Raw genomic sequence first — 16798 nt, 5'->3', positions numbered from 1 at the left:
CAAGATCACGGGCAAGCATCTCGTTCCGGACACCGAACGGGCCCCACGATGGTCCCGAAACGAGGCGCTCCGCAAGCACTTTCGGGCAATTGTTGGCCGGCCGAGTTCTGCGCGCTCCGTGATCGCCCGAACGTGATAACGCACCGCCGGTCCGACGCTTCGAACCGTACTCGACACGCTGTGTGCGCTTGCTCGGGCCCCCTCGACGAATCCGACGAACGGGTGGAAGTGTCGCCAAGTCGCCTGGGGGCTTGGCAGGGTGGGCAGTTCGGGCTCGCGGGGTGTCGGCGGCCGGGTATGGGCCTGTCGGTCGACCTCGGGTCCTCTCCCGGACAACGGTCTCGGGTCCTGCGGCCGGACGTGGACCTCGGTTGTTGCGGGCCCTCAGCTCCTGCGGCGGACGGCCCGCACCGGGAGCCGGCCCGGACGAGGCAGCGCGCTCGTCCTGGGCCGGGACGGCTTGCCGGGAGCGGGTTCGAGATGCCAGCGGGCGCACACCGCGGCGACGGTGGTCACGATCTGGGCCAGGAACAGGTGTTCGCCGATGCACCGGTGCACACCCGCCCCGAACGGCATGTACACACCGCGCACCTGCCCGCGATAGCCGGGTTCGGTCCACCGGTCCGGGTCGAAGCACTCGGGTTGCGGGAACAGCCCGGGATCGCGGTGCAGCGCGTGGTGGCTGTACAACACGTCGCTTCCGCGCGGGATGTGATGTCCCATCACGTCCACGTCGCGATTGGCCCGGCGCACCACCAGCCACGGCGCGTACAACCGGAGCGTCTCGTCGACAACACACCTTGTATATACGAGAGCACCGATGTTCTCGGCGGTCACCGGCCCGCCAGAGAGCACCTCGTCGAGCTCCGCGTGCAGGCGTTTGCGAACGTCCTCGTGCCGGCCGATCTCGTGAAACACCCACGAAAGGGTGGCGTTGGTGTTGTCGTTGCCGGCGATCAGCATCGACACGACTTCGTCGCGCACCAGTTCGGGCGCCATGTCCATGCGGGCGAACTCGCCCAGGAGACCCTCCCCCGCGCCCGCGTCCACGGCGGAGGCGATCGCCTCGCGCAGCCGCCGGCCGGTCTCTGCGAAGCGCCGGTTGCCGGGAGTGGGCAACTGCCGGGACCACTCCGGCAACACGGTGCGGGTGAACACCTCCTGGATGAACACCGGCAACGACCGCCGCACCTCGGCCACCGCCGCGTCGGCCGCCGGGTTCTCTCCGAAGATCAACCGGCCCAGCGTGCCGAGCCCGAGTTCGCTCATCTCCCGATCGAGAGCGAGCGTGGCCCCGGGCAACCATTGCGCACTCGCCTCCTCGGCCTGGCGGCGGATCAGCTCGACGTACCCGCCGATCCGCGAGCGCTGGAACGCGGGTTGCAGGGTCCGCCGTTGGCTGCGGTGCAACGGCCCGTCCGACGCGGCCAGGCCGTCGCCGATGTGCAACCGGGCCTGCTTGAAGAAGCCGTCCCGCTCGATCGTGTCCGCGTGTTCGACCAGCACACAACGAACCAGGGCCGGGTCGTTGAGGACGTACAGCTCCTTCGGCCCGACCCGGATCCGCACGATCGGCCCGTGAGCCCGCAGCGAGGACACGAAGTCCCAGCGGTCACGCAGCAGCGCCGGGGTGTGGCCGAGCAACGGAATTGCACCCGGGGCGATCGGGACCACGCTGCGACTCCTTGACCTGGGGCCGGCTCCCGACTCGAGGTTCGGGGCTCGGTGGGGTTCGAGCTCGACCACGGGCATGGGTCACCCGCGACGATTCAGTGTCTACCACGCGACCCGCGGGGCGGTCGGGGCAGTGCGCGGGAGGTGCCGGGAGGCGTACCCAAGGCAGCCGTAGGCACCGGCGGTGACACGGGCCTCGGGGGAGAGGTCGCCTCCCGCCACGCTCGGGGCGGCCGGGCGGGAGTCCCGGTCCACGTACGGCTTCCCGGTCGTGACCACACCGGCCCGGCCCGGCACGACCACGCGGGGCTTGCCCGGCACGGGCGTGCCGGCGGTCCTCGGCCCGACCACCCCGAAGCCGTCCGCCGTGGAACGCTTCGGTGTGGATCGAGCCGGCGTGGGTCCGCCCGGTCGTGTGGCTCCGTCGGCTTCGACCGTCGGTGGGGTGCCGGACCGATCGCGGGCCTCGACCGAGATCACCGACGCCGGTTCCGGTCGCGGCTCCCCGGTTCCCGACGCGGGCGCGATGCCGCCCCAGGCGCCCAGCGCGATGCCGACGGTCGCGAGCACCCCGGCGGCGGGACCCGCGCGGCGGATCCCCCGGCCGGGCGCCCGATCTTGACGATTGATCACGTACGTACCCCTTCGCTGGACGCCGGACCCCGATCGGGTCCCGAAGCTTGCACAGAGGAGTACGCCTCCCGACCGACCCACGTTGCACCGTCCGCCCGCCCCGGGTGCGTGCGAAACATCTCGGCGTCGTCGTGCAACCCGAGGCCGTCGAAGCACGTATCCCCTGGATGACCGACCCCTCGAAACGCGGGCAGACAGGCCGCCGGCAACACCCGGGCGCCGCCTGCCCGAACCGAGGGTCCAGCAAGGAGGAGACCACGGTGCGCGACCCCCGCGACCACTCCCCGGCCACTTCGCTGCCGACCGCGTGAGGGAGGCCACCCGTGAACGGGAGTTCCGCGAGTACGCCGAGGCCCGCCAGGCCCAGCTTCGCCGTTCGGCCTATCTGCTGTGCGGCGACTGGTACGAGGCGCAGGACCTCACCCAGACCACGTTGATGAAGATGTACACGGCCTGGGGCCGGCTGCGCCGCGACGGCAGCGTCGACGCGTACGCCCGCGTCGTGATGACGCGAACCTACATCGACCAGCACCGCAAGGGCCGTTGGCGGGAGGAGCCGGTCGACGAGCTCCCACACCAGCCTTGCGAGGAACTCTCGTCGCCGGATCTGCGGCTGACCCTGCGGGCGGCGCTGCTGCGGCTGCCGCCGCGCTACCGGGCCGTTCTCGTGCTGCGATTCTGGGAGGACTGGAGTGTCGAACAGACGGCCGAGGCCTTGCGGATCAGCACCGGAACGGTCAAGAGCCAGAGCGCGCGCGGCCTGAACCGACTGCGCGAACTCGTCGGCGAGCACATGTGGGAGCTGTCCGAACGGTGAGCCGGCCATGAATGATCACGACCTGTTCGAACTGATCCTCGATCAGCCCGAGCCCGACTTCCCGAGCGTGGTGGACGCCGCCGTCGCGGACGGCAAGCGGGTCCGCCGACGCCGCCGACTCGCCGTGCCGGCCGCCGGGGTGGCCGTACTGGCGATCATCATCGGCGCGGGGATGTTTTTGGTCCCCTCGCATCAGGCGAGCGTGGGGCCGGCGGCGCCCGTGCCGCCGGCGACGAGCCGGGTGTCGACTCCGACGATGCCGTCGAGCCCACCGTCTTTGCGGACTTCGCCGACGTCGCCGTCTGCGCCCACCTTGCCGACTCGGCCGACTTGGCCGCCGTCGATCTCCTCGGCCCCGTCGACGCAGTCGATGCCGTCCGGACCCGAGGCGACGGTGCCGCCGCTCGACGCGGCCGGGCCGGCGCAGGAGGACGCGACGCGCAAGCAGGAGAGCGCTCGACCGGAATCGGGAGCCGTGGAGCCGGAGTCGAACAAACCGACCCGGGCGACGACCCCGCTCGAAGACGCCGGGGCGGTCAGGTGCATGCCCGCCAGAACGGGCAAATGCACTCCACCCGACTGAAATTGACGGATTGTCACGCGCGAGACACATCGATCGTCATGCGCCGATCACATCGCGATCGCACGCTCGGCCCCTAATCTGATCCCGGATCATTTCGTCCGGAGGGAAGAGAGGCCCGGCGTGAACAGCACGGACCCGTGGACCGTGGATCGCATCGCCCACGCACTCCCGCACCCCGAAGCCCGCCACGAATTCCTGCGGTTGGTACACCTGACGCCGATCGGCGACCTGCCCGGGCTGCTGGCCCGCTATACCCACGCCGCGGAAGAGCTGATCGCCGGCCTCCCGCACGCGCGCGCCCTCGCGGCGCAGGTCCGGGCCACCGGCAAGGACCCGGATCTCGACGAAGTGGACGAGGAGATCGTCCGCAAGTGGATCGCACGCGGCCGAGCGCAAAGCAGTGCCGCGTGACGTGGCGCCCGAGGATCGGCATCGAACACCAAGAGGTCATCGACCGCTTCCCCGAGACCACGCTGAACCACTGGGGAATGCTGCTCTACAAGCTGGTCTGTGACCCGTACACGGCCACCGTCCGCTACGGCGAGGACGACCGCATCGTCCGCACCGCGGCCGCGGGGCCCTTGATCGTGGTGGTCCTGCTCAACGAAGGGACGACAACCGTCACCGTGCTGCAGGTCGTACACCTGGGTTGACCCGGTGCTTCCCGCCGCTCGGCACGCAGTAGTGGTCGGCCACCTCGCCCATCACGCCTGCGTGCCGCTGGCGGCGGACCGACGGGTCGCCGGAACGGCCATCATGGTTCGCGCGCTTGGCGTGCTTGGCCTCGGGGTCGAGTACGCGACAGACCTTGCGGACCTGCGGGTGCTGCCCGGGAATCGCGTACGCGGACGCCACTCCGGCAAAGGCGAGACCGAAACATGCCACAACCATGATCACTGTCTTACGGATCCTGCTCATTCGGCAGAAGATAGCGGAGCCGGCGCCGGCACACTAACCGCCTCCGGAATCGCAGATCACCGGGCCGAGACCGAATGGTCACCGCTTCCCCGGTTGGCGTGGTGGTCGACGGCGGTGGTCGGCAACGGTGGTGGTCGGCGGCCATCGGTGCCGGTCGGCTTCGGTCGGCTCCGGTCGGGTCCGGTCCGGTCCAGTCGAACGAATGCCGCAGAACCTCGACGGTGCTCCGGGTGCGGCCGGGGGGCCGTCGTCTTGCCATCGACTGTTTTCCCGGCAGTCATCTTTTCTTGCAATCACCCTCTGGTCGACGAGTAGGCCCGAACCGAATGTGACCCGACTCGGATCCACGTGGGGCCGCCGGCACGGCATCGCGCTGGGCCGGGCCGGGCACGTTGGGTTGGGTTGGTTGGGTCGGGCCGGGCCGGTTGGGTCAGGCCGGATTGAGTCGGGCCGGGCCGGGCCAGGCCGGATTGAGTCGGGTCGGCCCGGGTCGGATTGAGTCGGGTCGGGTCCCGTTGTGTTGGGTCGGGTCCCGTCGCGTTGCTCGGGTCGCGTCGGGTCGGTCGTGCCGGTCACCGGACGGACGGCTCGGCACAGGAGCCGTGTGCCGTGTGCCTCCCGCCGCGCCCACTCGCATGAGTCCTCCAAAACACGGTGGTGTGGCATCCGGGGCCTACCACGGCCCTCCAAACCCCCGCGGCCAGCACCTGCCATCACCCACACGGCCCCGCACCCCCGAACGTCCGACAACCCGACCTCCCGACCCCAACGCCCGCACGGACAAGGGCGATCCCAACCAGCCGGAGCCCACCCGAGCCACCCACCACGCCACTCCCCCATCCAGTCGGGTGGTTGACGGGTCTCCCCTCCGCCTAAGCTGCCGCCCGCTCCGCCGTCGGCAGCCAACGGAGGGATCCCGCATGCCCCGAACCCCCACCCACGCCAAGCTCCGCGGCCGGGCCATAGTCCTGCTGGTCGGCGTTCCGGCGATCGCGCTGCACGACCTCTTCACCTTCCTCGGCATCAACGGCAACGACGCGTGGCTGGCCACCGCTGCCTCCGTGGCCATCCTGTGCGCGATCGCGCACCTCGCCAACTCGGCCCTCGACCACCGCGCCGAAAACCCGGACGACCGCGACCTCGAGCTCCAGATCGCCGACCTCTGCCGCCGCGACGGCCTCCTCGCCGTCCAAGTCGCCCCGGACGCCAACGTCAAGGCCTACCTCCCCAACGGCAGCCTGGTCCTGATCCGCTGCGGCTCCGCCGACCACGAGACCCACCCCCTGGACCTCCACGACTTCATCGGCACGGCCCACCACAACCACCAGGCCGACATCCCGGTCTTCGTCGCCCTCCACGGATTCACCACAGAGGCCCGCCGGTTCGCCCGCCACCACGGCATCGTCCTGCTCGACCGCCCACGCCTGTGGCAATGGCAACAGGGCCACGGCCTGAGCACCCTCGTCGGCACCACCCACTGACAACCCCAACCCATTCCGGCCACCCACCGAACCGGCCCGGACCTGCGCACCCACCCGCGACCACGCATGATCACGCGATAGCCACCGATTTACCCCCAACGCGTGGCGCAATCCCACTACGTGCAGTGATCTCCCGAAGACGCTTACGGCTCACCCGATCAAGTGCAATGATGCTTCGTCAGATCACCGTTGAGCACCGAACTCCGAAGATCGCAACTGCGGGGGTGGCAGTTTTGGCCGGACCCAAGAAGACCCCAATCCCGGCAACCCTCCTGGCAGGCATAGCCACACTCACCCTCCTGGCAAGCACCACAGCCTGCTCCTCCGACAAAAAACCCAATACCCCCAAAATCAACCAACCCGCCCCCAAAACCGCCGCGGCTCCCGCGCCCCTTCCATCGAGCGCACCCCAAAGCCCGGCGCCGGTCGCACCCCCGATCAGCGAGGCCGAAGCCAAAACCATCGCGCAGAACTACTACGACTTGAGCAAGAAGGCCAAATCGAGTCACGATATCGCCGGTCTCGATCAGCTTGAAACCGGCACACTTCTGGATATCTCAAAAGCTCGACAGCAACGAATTATCAAGTTTGGTAACAAGATCCAACTTGCTGAAGAGACTGCCACGACGAGTGATATCCAGGTCGCCAAGCCTCAGGATGCGCCGAATGGCAGTGACAGATGGCTTCTTTCCGTTGGCACGCAAAAGCTGGGCAGTGAGTCTCGATCATCATTGGGCATATTGCGCCAAACCCAGGGGTCAGGCCCGTGGAGAATGACATTCCTGGCTTTCAGCGAAGTCAAGAAGACACTGCCCGGCGTAGCACAGATGTCAACCGTTAACGGGGCTTCTGACATCGACTACGGCGACAAGATCTGCGGCGACTTCTCATCGAGTCTGACCGGAGGGTCCGCCTCGACCACCTGGGGAAGCTCAGCTCAGAAAGTCCTGCAGAACGAACAATCAAATAAGCAGAATCTGATCTCGGTCACAAAAGGAGGCAGTGTCTCGGTACGTACCGAAGCCATGAATGACAATCGCGTCCCGGCATGGAATACCACCGACGGGGCAAAATTGGTCATGTGCAGCATAAAATTGACATCGAGCATGACTGCAGGACCTTCCGGAGTTTTCAACGTTGACCAGAGCGCAACGTATGAGAATCTCAGCGGGCGAGTCACCACATGGCGAAAGTTGGATATCACCAATATAGGTATGTACGCGTTCAAAGTGCCTGCCACCGGCAATGGGCCGGTCGAATTGGTTGCCAGTTCTGGGCGCCCATACTCCGTTGACGGAACCTCAGCTTAATCCACCACACAATAAATCCACTTCGCCAGCGCTGGCATTCCAAAAGGAGATGTCATGGCAACTCGTAGGGCTCTACGCAACGTCGCCATAGCGTGCTCTGCCGGTGTTTCTGCCGCCCTGATAACTCTCCCCTCCGCGACCGCAGACGTCAATCAATGCGGCAATCTGATCATCTGCATCGACATTCGCACGCCAGGGGGAACAAGTGGCGGCGGCACCGGAGGCACCACTGGAGGCGGCACCGGCGGTGGTTCCGGGGAACCGGGATTCCCTCCCGATGACGGGATCGGCGGCACAGCCGGCAATACTGCGGGCCAAGGTGGAAATGCCGGGCCGCCACCCCCCGCGCCCGCCGATGTCGCACTCATGGCCCTTGCGCAGCTCAGGCTCGAGAACCCCAAGATTTCGGTCAACCCGGCGGACGGGAAACTCGGCTTGGTAGGACTCCCGGTCTGGATGTGGATCAATTCCCAAGACAAGCACGTGTGGTCGACCGAGTGGCTGAGCCAACCCTTGAGTCTGGGCGGTGTTTCCGTCACGGCCTATGCGCGCTCGGTCAAAGTCGTCTGGAATATGGGCGATGGCAACACCGTCGAGTGCAACGGGCCCGGCAGACCGTATCAGCCTTCGGACCGCGGCGACATGAGTAAGTGCGGCCACAAATATGTGACCACCTCCCGTGGGAAGACCGGCGACAAGTTCACAGTGACCGGCACCGTGTATTGGGAGGCCTACTACACGGACGCGGCCGGCCCGCACCCGCTCCCAGGTATGACCGGGACGGACACGACCACCACCCGGATCGGCGAACTTCAGGTGATGAACTGACCTCTGCTGGTTGTGCGTCGTTGCCGGGGGAGAGTGGGCTTTGTCGGCCCGGGTCCGGGCTGCGAGTGACGTCTATACGAGGGGACCTGGTGTCGCCTGGTGGGCGGAGGTGCGGTGGGGGCGGTTCGCGAGGATGCGTAGGGCTGCACGCCCGCCAGTCGCGCGGGGGTCCGGCTCGGGGTGGAACTACGGCTGGGGTGCTACCGACGACGCGGAGTCGATCGCCGCGATCCGGCACTCCGTCGACGCCGGCGTCGACTGGATCGACACCGCCGCGGTGTGCGGCCACGGGCACTCCGAGCTGCTCGTCGGCAAGGCCGTCGTCGGGCTCCCCGAGCACGAACGGCCCTACCTGTTTCACCGCGGTTGGCCTGGTCTGGGGCCCGAACAACCCGGCCCCCCGGAGCGCCGGGTGATGACCCCGGCCAGTGTCCGGCGTGAACTCGAGGACTCACTGCGTCGGTTGCGGGTCGAAACGATCGACCTCTACCAGGTGCACTGGCCGGACACCGGCGAGGCATTCGAGTACGGCGCCGACGCCGGCAAGCCCTCACCCAACGCCACACCGCTCGCGGAATGCTGGCAGGTGATGGCCGACTCAAGGCCGAGGGCAAGGTTCGCGCGATCGGCCTGTCCAATTCACAGCGTCGAACAACTGGAGATCGCCGAACGCATCGCGCACCTGGACGCGATCCAGCCGCCGTTCTCCGCGATCAACCGTTCCATCGCAACCGAGTTGGCCTGGGCCGCCGCGCACGACACCGGCGTGATCGAGTACTCGCCGATGCAACCAGGTCTGCTCACCGGGGCGTTCTCGGTCGAGCGCGTCGCGGGTCTGGCCGACGAGGACTGGTGCAGGGGGCATCCCGACTTCACCGATGGCCTGACCGTCAACCTCGCCCTCGCCGACGCGCTGCGGTCGATTGCCGCCGAACACGGCGCCTCCGTGGCCGAGGTCGCGGCGGCCTGGACGTTGACCTGGCCGGGCGTCACCGCCGCGATCGTGGGCGCCCGTGCGTCCGCCCAGGTCGACGGCTGCATCGGGGCCACCGACCTGGCCCTGACCCTCGCAGACGTCGACGCCATCGCTGGCGCGTTCACCGCGACCGGCGCGTTCACCGCGACTGGCGCGAGCACCGGTCCGGCACGCCCCTGACCCACTCCCCGATCCGAATCACCCGAGACGCCGCACGACGACGTGCACCCGAGGTGGCGCGGGACTGTCCGATCCCGCGCCACCCGAGGCCGTTCCGTTCAGCCGACGTGCCACCCCATCGTCGTCGCGAGCGTCGCGGCCTGTTCCAGGCTGATCGTCGCGCCGTTGAACTCGACCGTCAGCGGGTCGAGTGAGGAGAGGTCGCTGCCCCGCAGGTCGGCGCCGCTCAGCTTCGAACCGTGCAACATCGCGCCGGACAGGTCGCACCCGGTAACCGTCGCCTTCTCCAGACGCGCGGCGGTCAGGTCCACCTCGCGCATCCGAGTGCCGTCGAAGCCGGCCTGGCGCAGGTCGGCGCCCGGCAGGCCGACGAACGACCAGTCCCCTCCCGAGACTTCGAACAGCGTGTACGTGCACTGTCGGAACATGCTCCCGACCAGCTTGCAGTCGGTGAACCGGGTGTCGAAGAAGGTGCACCGCTTGAACGTGCAGTTCGTGAACGCCGCCCCGGTGTGCCGCGACGCGTTGAACCGCACCCCGGCGAACGTGCACTCGTCGAACACCGCGCCCTCGTCGGCCACCTCGGTCCAGTCCGTGTCCAGGAACGAGTAGCGCGTATACCGGTCGCTCTCCGTCAACGACTTCCCGTACCAGTCCTCGTCCCGGATCACGAGGTCCTCGTCGGGAATCGACGGCTCGGCCGAGACGGGATCGATATTGGCACGGGCGCGTCGAATGGCCATCTCTCCATTGAACACGCTTGCTCCGACATCCGCCGCGCCACGAGTACGCCCCGCCCCGGCCCAGGCCCAAGCCGACCCCATGCCCAAACCCAAACCCAGGCCCAGGCCCAGGCCCAGGCCCCAGCCCCAGCCCCAGCCCCAGCCCCAGCCCCAGCCCAAAATCCTGCCCCGGATCAGACCCGAGCCCGAGCCGCCCCCGTCACTCCACCGACCCGATCCCCGCCACCATCCCCCGAGCCAGCGCCCGCGCAGCCGTCCCCGTCACCGGCCCCGCCTGCCCCGTGACCAGCGTGTACAACGCGCCGCCGAACAACGTGATCAGCGTGCCCACATCCTCGCGCGAGGTGTTCAGCCCCAGCGCCCGGTGCTGGTCCAGGGTGAAATCGACCGCCTCGGTCTGCATGTGGTCCAACGTGCGTTGAAGCTCGGGTCGGCGGGTGGCCTCCAGGGTGAGTTCGTACACGGCCAGGTATCGCTCGCGGTGCGCCGTCGCCGAGAACTCCAGCGACATCGCGATCAGCTCCATCAGGCCGTCCCGGTCGATCGGCGCGGCCACGACCGCGTGCGCTGCTGCCATATCGGCCCGATGCAGCTCCAACACACGTTCCGCCGCCGCGCCCAGCAGCGCGTCGCGATTGCGGAAGTAGTTCGACGTGGTGCCCGCGGGCAGCCCGGCCGTCTCGTCCACCTCGCGATGGCTGAAGCCGTGTACGCCGGCCCGGGCCAGGACCTCGATCGCGCCGTCCGCGATGGCTCGGCGACGGGCGCTGTTGGGGGGTGGTGCCATGCGACCAGATTACCAAGGCTGTGATAGTACTATTGCAGCAGTGGTATTCGATCACGACTCGGCCCAGCGGGCTCGGGTCCAGCCCTGCCCTCCCCTCCTCAGCCCGCCCTCCCCTGCGACAAGCCCGCGGCGCGATCCCCGCGCGCACGACTCACATCAGCGACCCACAGCGAGGTGGCATCATGCGAATTCTGGTGATCGGAGCAGGTATCGGCGGCCTCGCGGCGGCCCGCGCCCTGCGCACGGACGGCCACGACGTGACGGTCTACGAACGGGCCTCCGCACTGCGTACGTCCGGCTCGGCCCTCACCCTCTGGAGCAACGGCACCGGCATCCTCGCCGACCTGGGCATTTCCACCGACGGCCTCGGCGCACCGATCGACCTGCTCGAACAACGTGATCACGCGGGCGGCGTACTGATGCGCATCGATGTCTCGCTCGCCGCGATCCGCTACGGCCACCCCCACCTCGCGATGCCCCGCCGCGACCTGATTCGCCGACTCGCCTCGGCGCTGCCCGCGAGCGACATCGTGTTCGACAAGAAGTGCACCGACGTCACCCAGGACGCGCGGCATGCCCGGGTGGCCTTCGCCGACGGCGGCACGGAGGAGGCCGATCTGGTGATCGGCGCCGACGGCGCGCGCTCGGTGGTGCGCCGGCACGTGTGGGGTACCGATCCCACCGTCCCGACCGGCTGGATCACCTGGCAGGGACTCGGCCCGATCGACCTCGACGTGGCGTCCTCGCGACGCGGCCTGATGATCGTCGGCCCCGAAGGCATGTGTGGCCTGCTCCCGGCGGGCGACGGGCTGCTCCAGTGGTGGTTCGACGTGCGACGCGACCCGGCCGAGCCGCTGCCCGACTCGCCGATCACCGAATTGCGCGAACGGTTCGGGCATTGGGCGGAGCCGGTACCCCGGGTGCTCGCGGCAGTCTCGGACGCCGACGTCGAATACTTCGCGCACCATCGCCACAAGGTGCCGCGCTCGTGGAGCCTGGGCCGAGCCACCCTGCTCGGCGACGCGGCGCACACGATGCCGCCGACCGTCGCGCAGGGCGGAAACCAGGCCCTGGAGGACGCCTGGGCCCTGGCCCGTGCCCTGCGGCGGACCGCGAAGCTCGCCGAAGCCCTTGCGGACTACCAGAGTTCGCGTACCCGCCGGGCCTCGCTGACCGCCCGCCGAGCCGGCTCCGAGACCACCAACAAGTACCTGCCGACACTGTCCAGGCTGACCCCCGACGCCCTGGTCAGCCGCTACCACACCCGCTGGCTGCGGCAGATCAGCACGTATCTGTCCGACGGGCCGAGCGGGCCGACCGCCGCCGTCCGCGCGTAAAGCGCGCGTGTGTGCGCCCGCACCCACCGGCGCGGCGCCCGCCCCGGCTACGCTGCGTCCGTCACGAACCGGAATCCCAGCGCGTCCAGGAAGGCCCGGAGCAGGTCGTCCGGCGTCCCCTCCGCGCGCAGCGTCGTGTCCAGGGCGGCCTCGTCCGGCGTCAGCCCCGCCTCGCGGGCCCACCCGACCGCGCGCGGCACCACCCGCTCCGGCGGCGGGCCGAGTTCCGGGTCCAGGGCGTACGACCTGGCCACGCGCGGCGCCAGCGCACAGTGCCATACATCGCCACCACGCGGGCTCTGCGCGTCGATCATCGCGAAGTGGCCGGACACCACGTCGGCGGTCAGCACCGGCGCATCCGTATCCGCCATCAACGTCGGCCCGGGGTCGAGGCCGGCGGAAAGCAGCAAGACCTGCCAGTCGCCGTCGCGCGCCGACCATCGCGGTTCGCCGCCGGCCTGCTGTACGGCCGGCAATTCCAACAGGGGCCACGCCGATCGGGCGACGACATACACACCGAAGCTACCCATCGCACCCCAGCATAGGACCGCCGACCGGGCGTCGCGTCCCATTGCCCGCGCCGTTCCCGGGCCACCCGGGGCCGCCCCCGGCCACCCGGAGCCGCGGAGAGCCGCCGGGCGCCACCGGGAGCCGCCGAGTACCCCTGTTCCGCCCCGATCCCCCATGAGAATCTGAGCGAATGGACATTGCCACTCATCTCGACATTCTGCGCGCCGACGGCGAGTTGCTCGCGCGTACGGCCGAGCGCGTCGGCCTCGAAGCGCCCGTACCGAGTTGCCCCGGCTGGCGGATTCGCGACCTCCTCGCGCACCTGGGCGGCGTCCATCGATGGGCCGCGTTCGTCGTCGCGTCGGGCAGCCCACAGCGACCGAACAGGGAGGAAACGGCGACGCTGTTCCAGGCGCCGGGCGACGACGTACTGCTCGACTGGTACCGGGGTACGCACGCGGACCTGCTGAAGACCCTCACCACGGTCGCCCCGGACGCTCCGGGGTGGACCCTCTTCGAGGCGCCGTCCGCGCTCTCGTTCTGGGCTCGACGCCAAGCGCACGAGACCGCCGTTCACCGCGTCGACGTCGAACTCGCGGCCGGTGTGCCGTCCACCGTGCCGGCGGACTTCGCCGCCGACGGGATCGACGAACTGCTGACCGGATTCCTGTCCCGGCCCCGCCTCGACCTGATCGCCGACCCACCGCTGAGCATCGCGATCGACCCCGACGACAACCCGGCAGCGTGGACGATGCGGATCGGCACCGACGGGCGCCGAGTCGAACCGGGAGCGGCCACCGCCGATCTCACCGTCTCCGGCCCGGCCGAGGTCTTGTATCTCCTGGTCTGGAATCGAGCCGACGCGACCGGCTGCCGACTCGACGGCGATCCCGAAGTCCTGGTGCGATGGCGCGAGTTGACCAAGGTGGATTGATGCCGCCCGACACGTGCGGCACACCCGCCCGGCAACTGGACCGGGGCCACCCGCCAGAGCGGGTGCCGTCACCCGTCAGAGGAGGTGCGACCACTCGTCAAAGGGTTGGCGCCACCCGCCAAGGGGCTGGTGTCACGCGCCCAAGGGTCGCCGGCACTCGGCGAAGGAATTGGTAGGCCTCCGCGGGTCTAGCCTGCCCGCGGAGGCCCGCTGTGCCGCCCTATCGGGCACGCCGGCACGTTTAAAGGACCAGGGTCGTCTTGAAAGTCGTCGCGTTCTACCTTTGAACTACCAGGCCACGAGCGGCCCGGGCTGGAGTCGAACCAGCAACCGACGACTGGAGCCCCGTCCGGTCGATCCGGCGATGAGCGGCGATGCTGAGTCTGGAGCAAGAGTCTGAGATTGATCGCGGGCTGCCTCTGCCGTATTGGGCCACCCCGGCTCGTGGTGCCGGGGGGAGGATTCGAACCTCCACCGTTACCCGCGTTCGTCACGACAAGCTTCAGTTTCAGCTTGCGCTTTTCGCGCCCCCCCGACCCTCCGGCCGGGGGATTCTCGAAGACTACCCGCCCTGGCCGTTGCCGAGCAGGTAGCCGAAGACGGCGTCGCCGATCCGACGGTCCGTCACTTCCGCGCCGTTGGCCTCCTCGCGGGCGAACTTCACCGCGCGCTGGAGCTTTTCCACCCGGTCGACGAGTTCGTTCACCCGACGGGCCGGCAGCGCACCGGAGAACTTGACCGTGGTCCAGTAGCCGGCGGCGATGTCCTCGAAGTACATCTCGACCTGGGCCGGGTGGTGTTCGGTCGCCTCGGCCTTGACGTGGTTGCGCGGCACCTTCTTGGTCCGCACGGTACGCACGGGCTCGGTACGCCACGAGTCCGTGGAGGGGTCGAGCGTCCAGGTCTCGGCGGCGTCCAGGACCGGCAGCTTGCGCACGAACGTGTGCACGTCGACCAGTTGCTTCTCCAGGAAGAGCAGGTACGACACCGGCACATCACGCAGCAGCGGCGTACCGTCGACCACCACGTCGGCGCGTGCCTCGCAGTTGGCCCAGTCCTTCGTCGCGGTCACGTCGAAGAGGCTGGTCAGCGTGCCGGTGACGGAACGCAGCACCTCCTCGCCCTTGACCTGGACCCGGGTCGACTCGGGCGGCAACTGCTCGCCCTCTTCGTCCTTGGGCTGGTAGGTACGCGAGATGCCGGACAGCAACGCGCCCTTCTGGACCCGCTGGTGAGCGTCCGTCAACTCCTGGAAGGACTTGGTCTTGACGCCCTTCTCCACCGCGATGATCTGGTTCAATTTCGCCACGCCGCGACGCTAGCAGGGGAACATACGTACGCGACAAAGGTTTTCGGCCGGGCGCTGCGGGTTCGGTGAATGCGGCGGGCACCGTGGGGGCGCTGGGGGCACTGGGTGCGCTGGGTGAAGTGGCTGGGTGGAGCGGGGAGCGGGGCCTGGACAACCGGGGCCGGCCTCTGCCCGGGATCGCGCCGCCACCGCCGTCAGCGGGTGATCGGCGACGCGAAGTCGTCGTCGGCCACGATCCGATACGTGCTGTTGAGCTGCGACGGGCCGACCAGACCTTTGATCCGCTCGGCCCGTCGCCGGTCGCTCGCCCCGATCCGGTCCAGCCACTCGGGAACCTGCTCGGGAGTCGCATCGACCAACGCGACCGTCAGGAGCTGCTGCGGGTCGGCAGGGTCGATCGCGCTGAGCACGCGCCTCGGATCACCCGCGAACCGCTCGTCCGGAAGCCACGCTTCACGAAAGGTCGCGTAATCCACGCCGTCATCGAGTCGCCGTACCATCGCCCCGATCAGCATGTCGTCCCTCGTTCCTTCCAGCCGCTTGCCTTACACCGTAAGTACGGTGCGGGACCATTCTCTTACGGCGTAAGGATGGTCAAGCGACTGCTCATCCGAGGTCGCGCTCCTCCGGGGGATCGCCGGTCAGGCGTTCCCCTGTCGAGCGATCGCTCGTCAGACGATCGCTCGCTCTCCGGCTCCCGAGCCTGCCCGGCCGGACTCACCCCGTCTCGCGCTTCGCGCTCACTCCCCGCGTTCCGCCGCGCTCCGCACGACGCAGAACTCGTTGCCTTCGGGGTCGGCCAGTACCGCCCAGCCGGTCCCGTCCGGGTTGCGTCGGTCGTCGACCAAGCGGGCGCCCAGGCCCAGGACACGTTCGACCTCCGCGTCACGCAGGCCGGTCGTCGGTCGCAGATCCAGGTGTAGCCGGTTCTTCCCCGCCTTCTCCTCCGGAACCTGTAGGAACAGCAACGTCGGCCCCTCCTCCAGGAGCACCTCCACTTCGGGGTCGCCGGGCTTGTCCTCAGGGCCGAGCGGGCGGCCCAGGACCTGGGACCACCACGAGGCCAACGCGTACGGGTCGGCGCAGTCGACGCTGACGTGCAGGACGTGCGAACTCACGTGTACACCTCCGATTCGAGGCCCGAACGGCGCGTCGAATCGATGGACGCCGCGAGGACCGTGGGCCGTGGATCCTACCCATGGGCCGAACCGGTGACATACGTGTGGAACCGCCCCGGCGCGGCGACCTATACGAGGTCCGCACACGATTTCGGAGGCCGACATGAGCGATCTCGACACGTACGGCGGCGCACCCGACGACCCGGGCGTACTCGTGGTCACCACCAACGACGTGCCGGGCTACCACGTACAGCGGGTGATCGGTGAGGTCTTCGGCCTCACCGTGCGCTCCCGCAACATCGGCAGCCAACTCGGCGCGGGCCTCAAGTCGATGGTCGGCGGTGAACTGCGCGGCCTGACCAAGACTCTGGTGGCCAGCCGTACGGAGGCTGCCGAACGCCTCGTCGAACAGGCCCGGAGCCGGGGAGCCAACGCGATTCTCGCGATGCGGTACGACGTCACCGACGCGGGCAACGGTACGGAGATCTGCGCGTACGGCACGGCGGTGGTGCTGGTCCAGGCGTAGTTCGGCGCGTCCCGGGGCCGGCCACGCGTGCCGGTCGCGCGTGCCGGTCGCGCGTGCCGGTCGCGCGTGCCGGTCGCGCGTGCCGGTCGCGCGTGCCGGTCGCGCGTGCCGGTCGCGCGTGCCGGTCGCGCGTG

Annotated in this window: 20 protein-coding genes; 10 read left to right on the top strand and 10 right to left on the bottom strand. The window is 68.9% G+C overall.

Annotated elements, in window-relative coordinates; genetic code table 11:
- Nucleotides 1-384: 384 nt before the first annotated feature.
- Both ACZ4FV_RS41550 and ACZ4FV_RS41545 read right to left on the bottom strand, forming a co-directional pair.
- The gene (locus tag ACZ4FV_RS41550; protein ID WP_465325859.1) at nt 385-1674 is read right to left on the bottom strand and encodes a cytochrome P450; all 1290 of its coding nucleotides are present in this window, start codon (nt 1672-1674) and stop codon (nt 385-387) included.
- 102 nt (nt 1675-1776) lie between these two features.
- Entirely contained in the window at nt 1777-2307 is a 531-nt protein-coding gene (locus ACZ4FV_RS41545; RefSeq protein ID WP_465325857.1) for a hypothetical protein, read from the bottom strand.
- Nucleotides 2308-2614: 307 nt separating this feature from the next.
- Between ACZ4FV_RS41545 and ACZ4FV_RS41540 the strand changes: the two genes are divergently transcribed.
- Complete coding sequence (locus ACZ4FV_RS41540) at nt 2615-3124, top strand: SigE family RNA polymerase sigma factor (RefSeq protein WP_395859604.1); 510 nt, start codon at nt 2615-2617, stop codon at nt 3122-3124.
- A gap of 192 nt (nt 3125-3316) precedes the next feature.
- On the opposite strand, the gene ACZ4FV_RS41535 is transcribed toward ACZ4FV_RS41540, so the two are convergent.
- A complete protein-coding gene (locus ACZ4FV_RS41535) occupies nt 3317-3688 on the bottom strand; it encodes a hypothetical protein (protein WP_395859605.1) in 372 nt (123 codons plus the stop codon).
- Nucleotides 3689-3827: 139 nt separating this feature from the next.
- Here ACZ4FV_RS41535 and ACZ4FV_RS41530 point away from each other — a divergent pair, with 139 nt between their 5' ends.
- Nucleotides 3828-4118: a hypothetical protein gene (locus ACZ4FV_RS41530; RefSeq protein WP_402229019.1), complete on the top strand. Its 291-nt coding sequence runs from the start codon at nt 3828-3830 to the stop codon at nt 4116-4118.
- Nucleotides 4115-4360, top strand: a complete 246-nt coding sequence (locus ACZ4FV_RS41525; protein WP_078974732.1) for a hypothetical protein — start codon at nt 4115-4117, stop codon at nt 4358-4360. Before ACZ4FV_RS41530 ends, ACZ4FV_RS41525 begins: the two co-directional genes overlap by 4 nt.
- Here the strand turns inward: ACZ4FV_RS41525 and ACZ4FV_RS41520 are convergent.
- On the bottom strand, nt 4329-4625 hold the full coding sequence (locus ACZ4FV_RS41520; protein ID WP_395859607.1) for a hypothetical protein: 297 nt from the start codon (nt 4623-4625) through the stop codon (nt 4329-4331). The genes ACZ4FV_RS41525 and ACZ4FV_RS41520 overlap by 32 nt on opposite strands.
- Nucleotides 4626-5545: 920 nt before the next feature.
- Here ACZ4FV_RS41520 and ACZ4FV_RS41515 point away from each other — a divergent pair.
- The 4 genes from ACZ4FV_RS41515 to ACZ4FV_RS41500 all read left to right on the top strand — a co-directional run bounded on the left by ACZ4FV_RS41515 (nt 5546) and on the right by ACZ4FV_RS41500 (nt 9400).
- Nucleotides 5546-6106, top strand: coding sequence for a restriction endonuclease (locus ACZ4FV_RS41515; RefSeq protein WP_465325854.1), 561 nt, complete (start codon nt 5546-5548; stop codon nt 6104-6106).
- A gap of 170 nt (nt 6107-6276) precedes the next feature.
- Nucleotides 6277-7416 (top strand): DUF8094 domain-containing protein, encoded by a 1140-nt coding sequence (locus ACZ4FV_RS41510; RefSeq protein WP_465325852.1) that lies wholly within the window; start codon nt 6277-6279, stop codon nt 7414-7416.
- A 54-nt stretch (nt 7417-7470) separates the two neighbouring features.
- Nucleotides 7471-8244 carry a hypothetical protein gene (locus tag ACZ4FV_RS41505; protein WP_465325850.1) on the top strand — a complete coding sequence of 258 codons (774 nt, stop codon included), beginning with the start codon at nt 7471-7473 and terminating at the stop codon, nt 8242-8244.
- 133 nt (nt 8245-8377) lie between these two features.
- Complete coding sequence (locus ACZ4FV_RS41500) at nt 8378-9400, top strand: aldo/keto reductase (protein ID WP_465325848.1); 1023 nt, start codon at nt 8378-8380, stop codon at nt 9398-9400.
- A gap of 98 nt (nt 9401-9498) precedes the next feature.
- On the opposite strand, the gene ACZ4FV_RS41495 is transcribed toward ACZ4FV_RS41500, so the two are convergent.
- Nucleotides 9499-10143 carry a pentapeptide repeat-containing protein gene (locus ACZ4FV_RS41495; RefSeq protein WP_395859613.1) on the bottom strand — a complete coding sequence of 215 codons (645 nt, stop codon included), beginning with the start codon at nt 10141-10143 and terminating at the stop codon, nt 9499-9501.
- Nucleotides 10144-10342: 199 nt separating this feature from the next.
- Nucleotides 10343-10930, bottom strand: a complete 588-nt coding sequence (locus ACZ4FV_RS41490; RefSeq protein ID WP_402229032.1) for a TetR/AcrR family transcriptional regulator — start codon at nt 10928-10930, stop codon at nt 10343-10345.
- Nucleotides 10931-11112: 182 nt separating this feature from the next.
- Between ACZ4FV_RS41490 and ACZ4FV_RS41485 the strand changes: the two genes are divergently transcribed.
- Nucleotides 11113-12267, top strand: a complete 1155-nt coding sequence (locus tag ACZ4FV_RS41485; protein ID WP_465325845.1) for an FAD-dependent oxidoreductase — start codon at nt 11113-11115, stop codon at nt 12265-12267.
- Between the two features lie 47 nt (nt 12268-12314).
- On the opposite strand, the gene ACZ4FV_RS41480 is transcribed toward ACZ4FV_RS41485, so the two are convergent.
- Nucleotides 12315-12797, bottom strand: coding sequence for a hypothetical protein (locus ACZ4FV_RS41480; RefSeq protein WP_395859616.1), 483 nt, complete (start codon nt 12795-12797; stop codon nt 12315-12317).
- A gap of 170 nt (nt 12798-12967) precedes the next feature.
- Between ACZ4FV_RS41480 and ACZ4FV_RS41475 the strand changes: the two genes are divergently transcribed.
- On the top strand, nt 12968-13711 hold the full coding sequence (locus tag ACZ4FV_RS41475) for a maleylpyruvate isomerase family mycothiol-dependent enzyme (protein ID WP_465325843.1): 744 nt from the start codon (nt 12968-12970) through the stop codon (nt 13709-13711).
- Nucleotides 13712-14273: 562 nt separating this feature from the next.
- Here the strand turns inward: ACZ4FV_RS41475 and ACZ4FV_RS41470 are convergent.
- The 3 genes from ACZ4FV_RS41470 to ACZ4FV_RS41460 all read right to left on the bottom strand — a co-directional run bounded on the left by ACZ4FV_RS41470 (nt 14274) and on the right by ACZ4FV_RS41460 (nt 16138).
- Nucleotides 14274-15020, bottom strand: coding sequence for a DUF7873 family protein (locus ACZ4FV_RS41470; RefSeq protein ID WP_395859620.1), 747 nt, complete (start codon nt 15018-15020; stop codon nt 14274-14276).
- 194 nt (nt 15021-15214) lie between these two features.
- On the bottom strand, nt 15215-15535 hold the full coding sequence (locus ACZ4FV_RS41465) for a hypothetical protein (RefSeq protein ID WP_402229037.1): 321 nt from the start codon (nt 15533-15535) through the stop codon (nt 15215-15217).
- A 225-nt stretch (nt 15536-15760) separates the two neighbouring features.
- Nucleotides 15761-16138 (bottom strand): VOC family protein, encoded by a 378-nt coding sequence (locus ACZ4FV_RS41460; RefSeq protein ID WP_395859622.1) that lies wholly within the window; start codon nt 16136-16138, stop codon nt 15761-15763.
- Between the two features lie 163 nt (nt 16139-16301).
- Here ACZ4FV_RS41460 and ACZ4FV_RS41455 point away from each other — a divergent pair, with 163 nt between their 5' ends.
- Complete coding sequence (locus tag ACZ4FV_RS41455) at nt 16302-16664, top strand: YbjQ family protein (RefSeq protein ID WP_395859623.1); 363 nt, start codon at nt 16302-16304, stop codon at nt 16662-16664.
- The last annotated feature ends 134 nt before the right edge of the window (nt 16665-16798 follow it).

It is taken from the genome of Embleya sp. NPDC025285 (genome assembly GCF_055558835.1).
Note: the sequence above shows the minus strand (reverse complement) of the source record. Positions and strands in the feature narration are given on the sequence as shown.

What these genes read in the sequence shown, in the direction of transcription:
- ACZ4FV_RS41475 (WP_465325843.1), top strand. Translation starts at nt 12,968, where the DNA reads ATGGACATTGCCACTCATCTCGACATTCTGCGCGCCGACGGCGAGTTG.
- ACZ4FV_RS41490 (WP_402229032.1), bottom strand. Translation starts at nt 10,930, where the DNA reads ATGGCACCACCCCCCAACAGCGCCCGTCGCCGAGCCATCGCGGACGGC.
- ACZ4FV_RS41515 (WP_465325854.1), top strand. Translation starts at nt 5,546, where the DNA reads ATGCCCCGAACCCCCACCCACGCCAAGCTCCGCGGCCGGGCCATAGTC.
- ACZ4FV_RS41505 (WP_465325850.1), top strand. Translation starts at nt 7,471, where the DNA reads ATGGCAACTCGTAGGGCTCTACGCAACGTCGCCATAGCGTGCTCTGCC.
- ACZ4FV_RS41500 (WP_465325848.1), top strand. Translation starts at nt 8,378, where the DNA reads ATGCGTAGGGCTGCACGCCCGCCAGTCGCGCGGGGGTCCGGCTCGGGG.
- ACZ4FV_RS41465 (WP_402229037.1), bottom strand. Translation starts at nt 15,535, where the DNA reads ATGCTGATCGGGGCGATGGTACGGCGACTCGATGACGGCGTGGATTAC.
- ACZ4FV_RS41485 (WP_465325845.1), top strand. Translation starts at nt 11,113, where the DNA reads ATGCGAATTCTGGTGATCGGAGCAGGTATCGGCGGCCTCGCGGCGGCC.
- ACZ4FV_RS41510 (WP_465325852.1), top strand. Translation starts at nt 6,277, where the DNA reads ATGCTTCGTCAGATCACCGTTGAGCACCGAACTCCGAAGATCGCAACT.
- ACZ4FV_RS41480 (WP_395859616.1), bottom strand. Translation starts at nt 12,797, where the DNA reads ATGGGTAGCTTCGGTGTGTATGTCGTCGCCCGATCGGCGTGGCCCCTG.
- ACZ4FV_RS41455 (WP_395859623.1), top strand. Translation starts at nt 16,302, where the DNA reads ATGAGCGATCTCGACACGTACGGCGGCGCACCCGACGACCCGGGCGTA.
- ACZ4FV_RS41520 (WP_395859607.1), bottom strand. Translation starts at nt 4,625, where the DNA reads ATGAGCAGGATCCGTAAGACAGTGATCATGGTTGTGGCATGTTTCGGT.
- ACZ4FV_RS41495 (WP_395859613.1), bottom strand. Translation starts at nt 10,143, where the DNA reads ATGGCCATTCGACGCGCCCGTGCCAATATCGATCCCGTCTCGGCCGAG.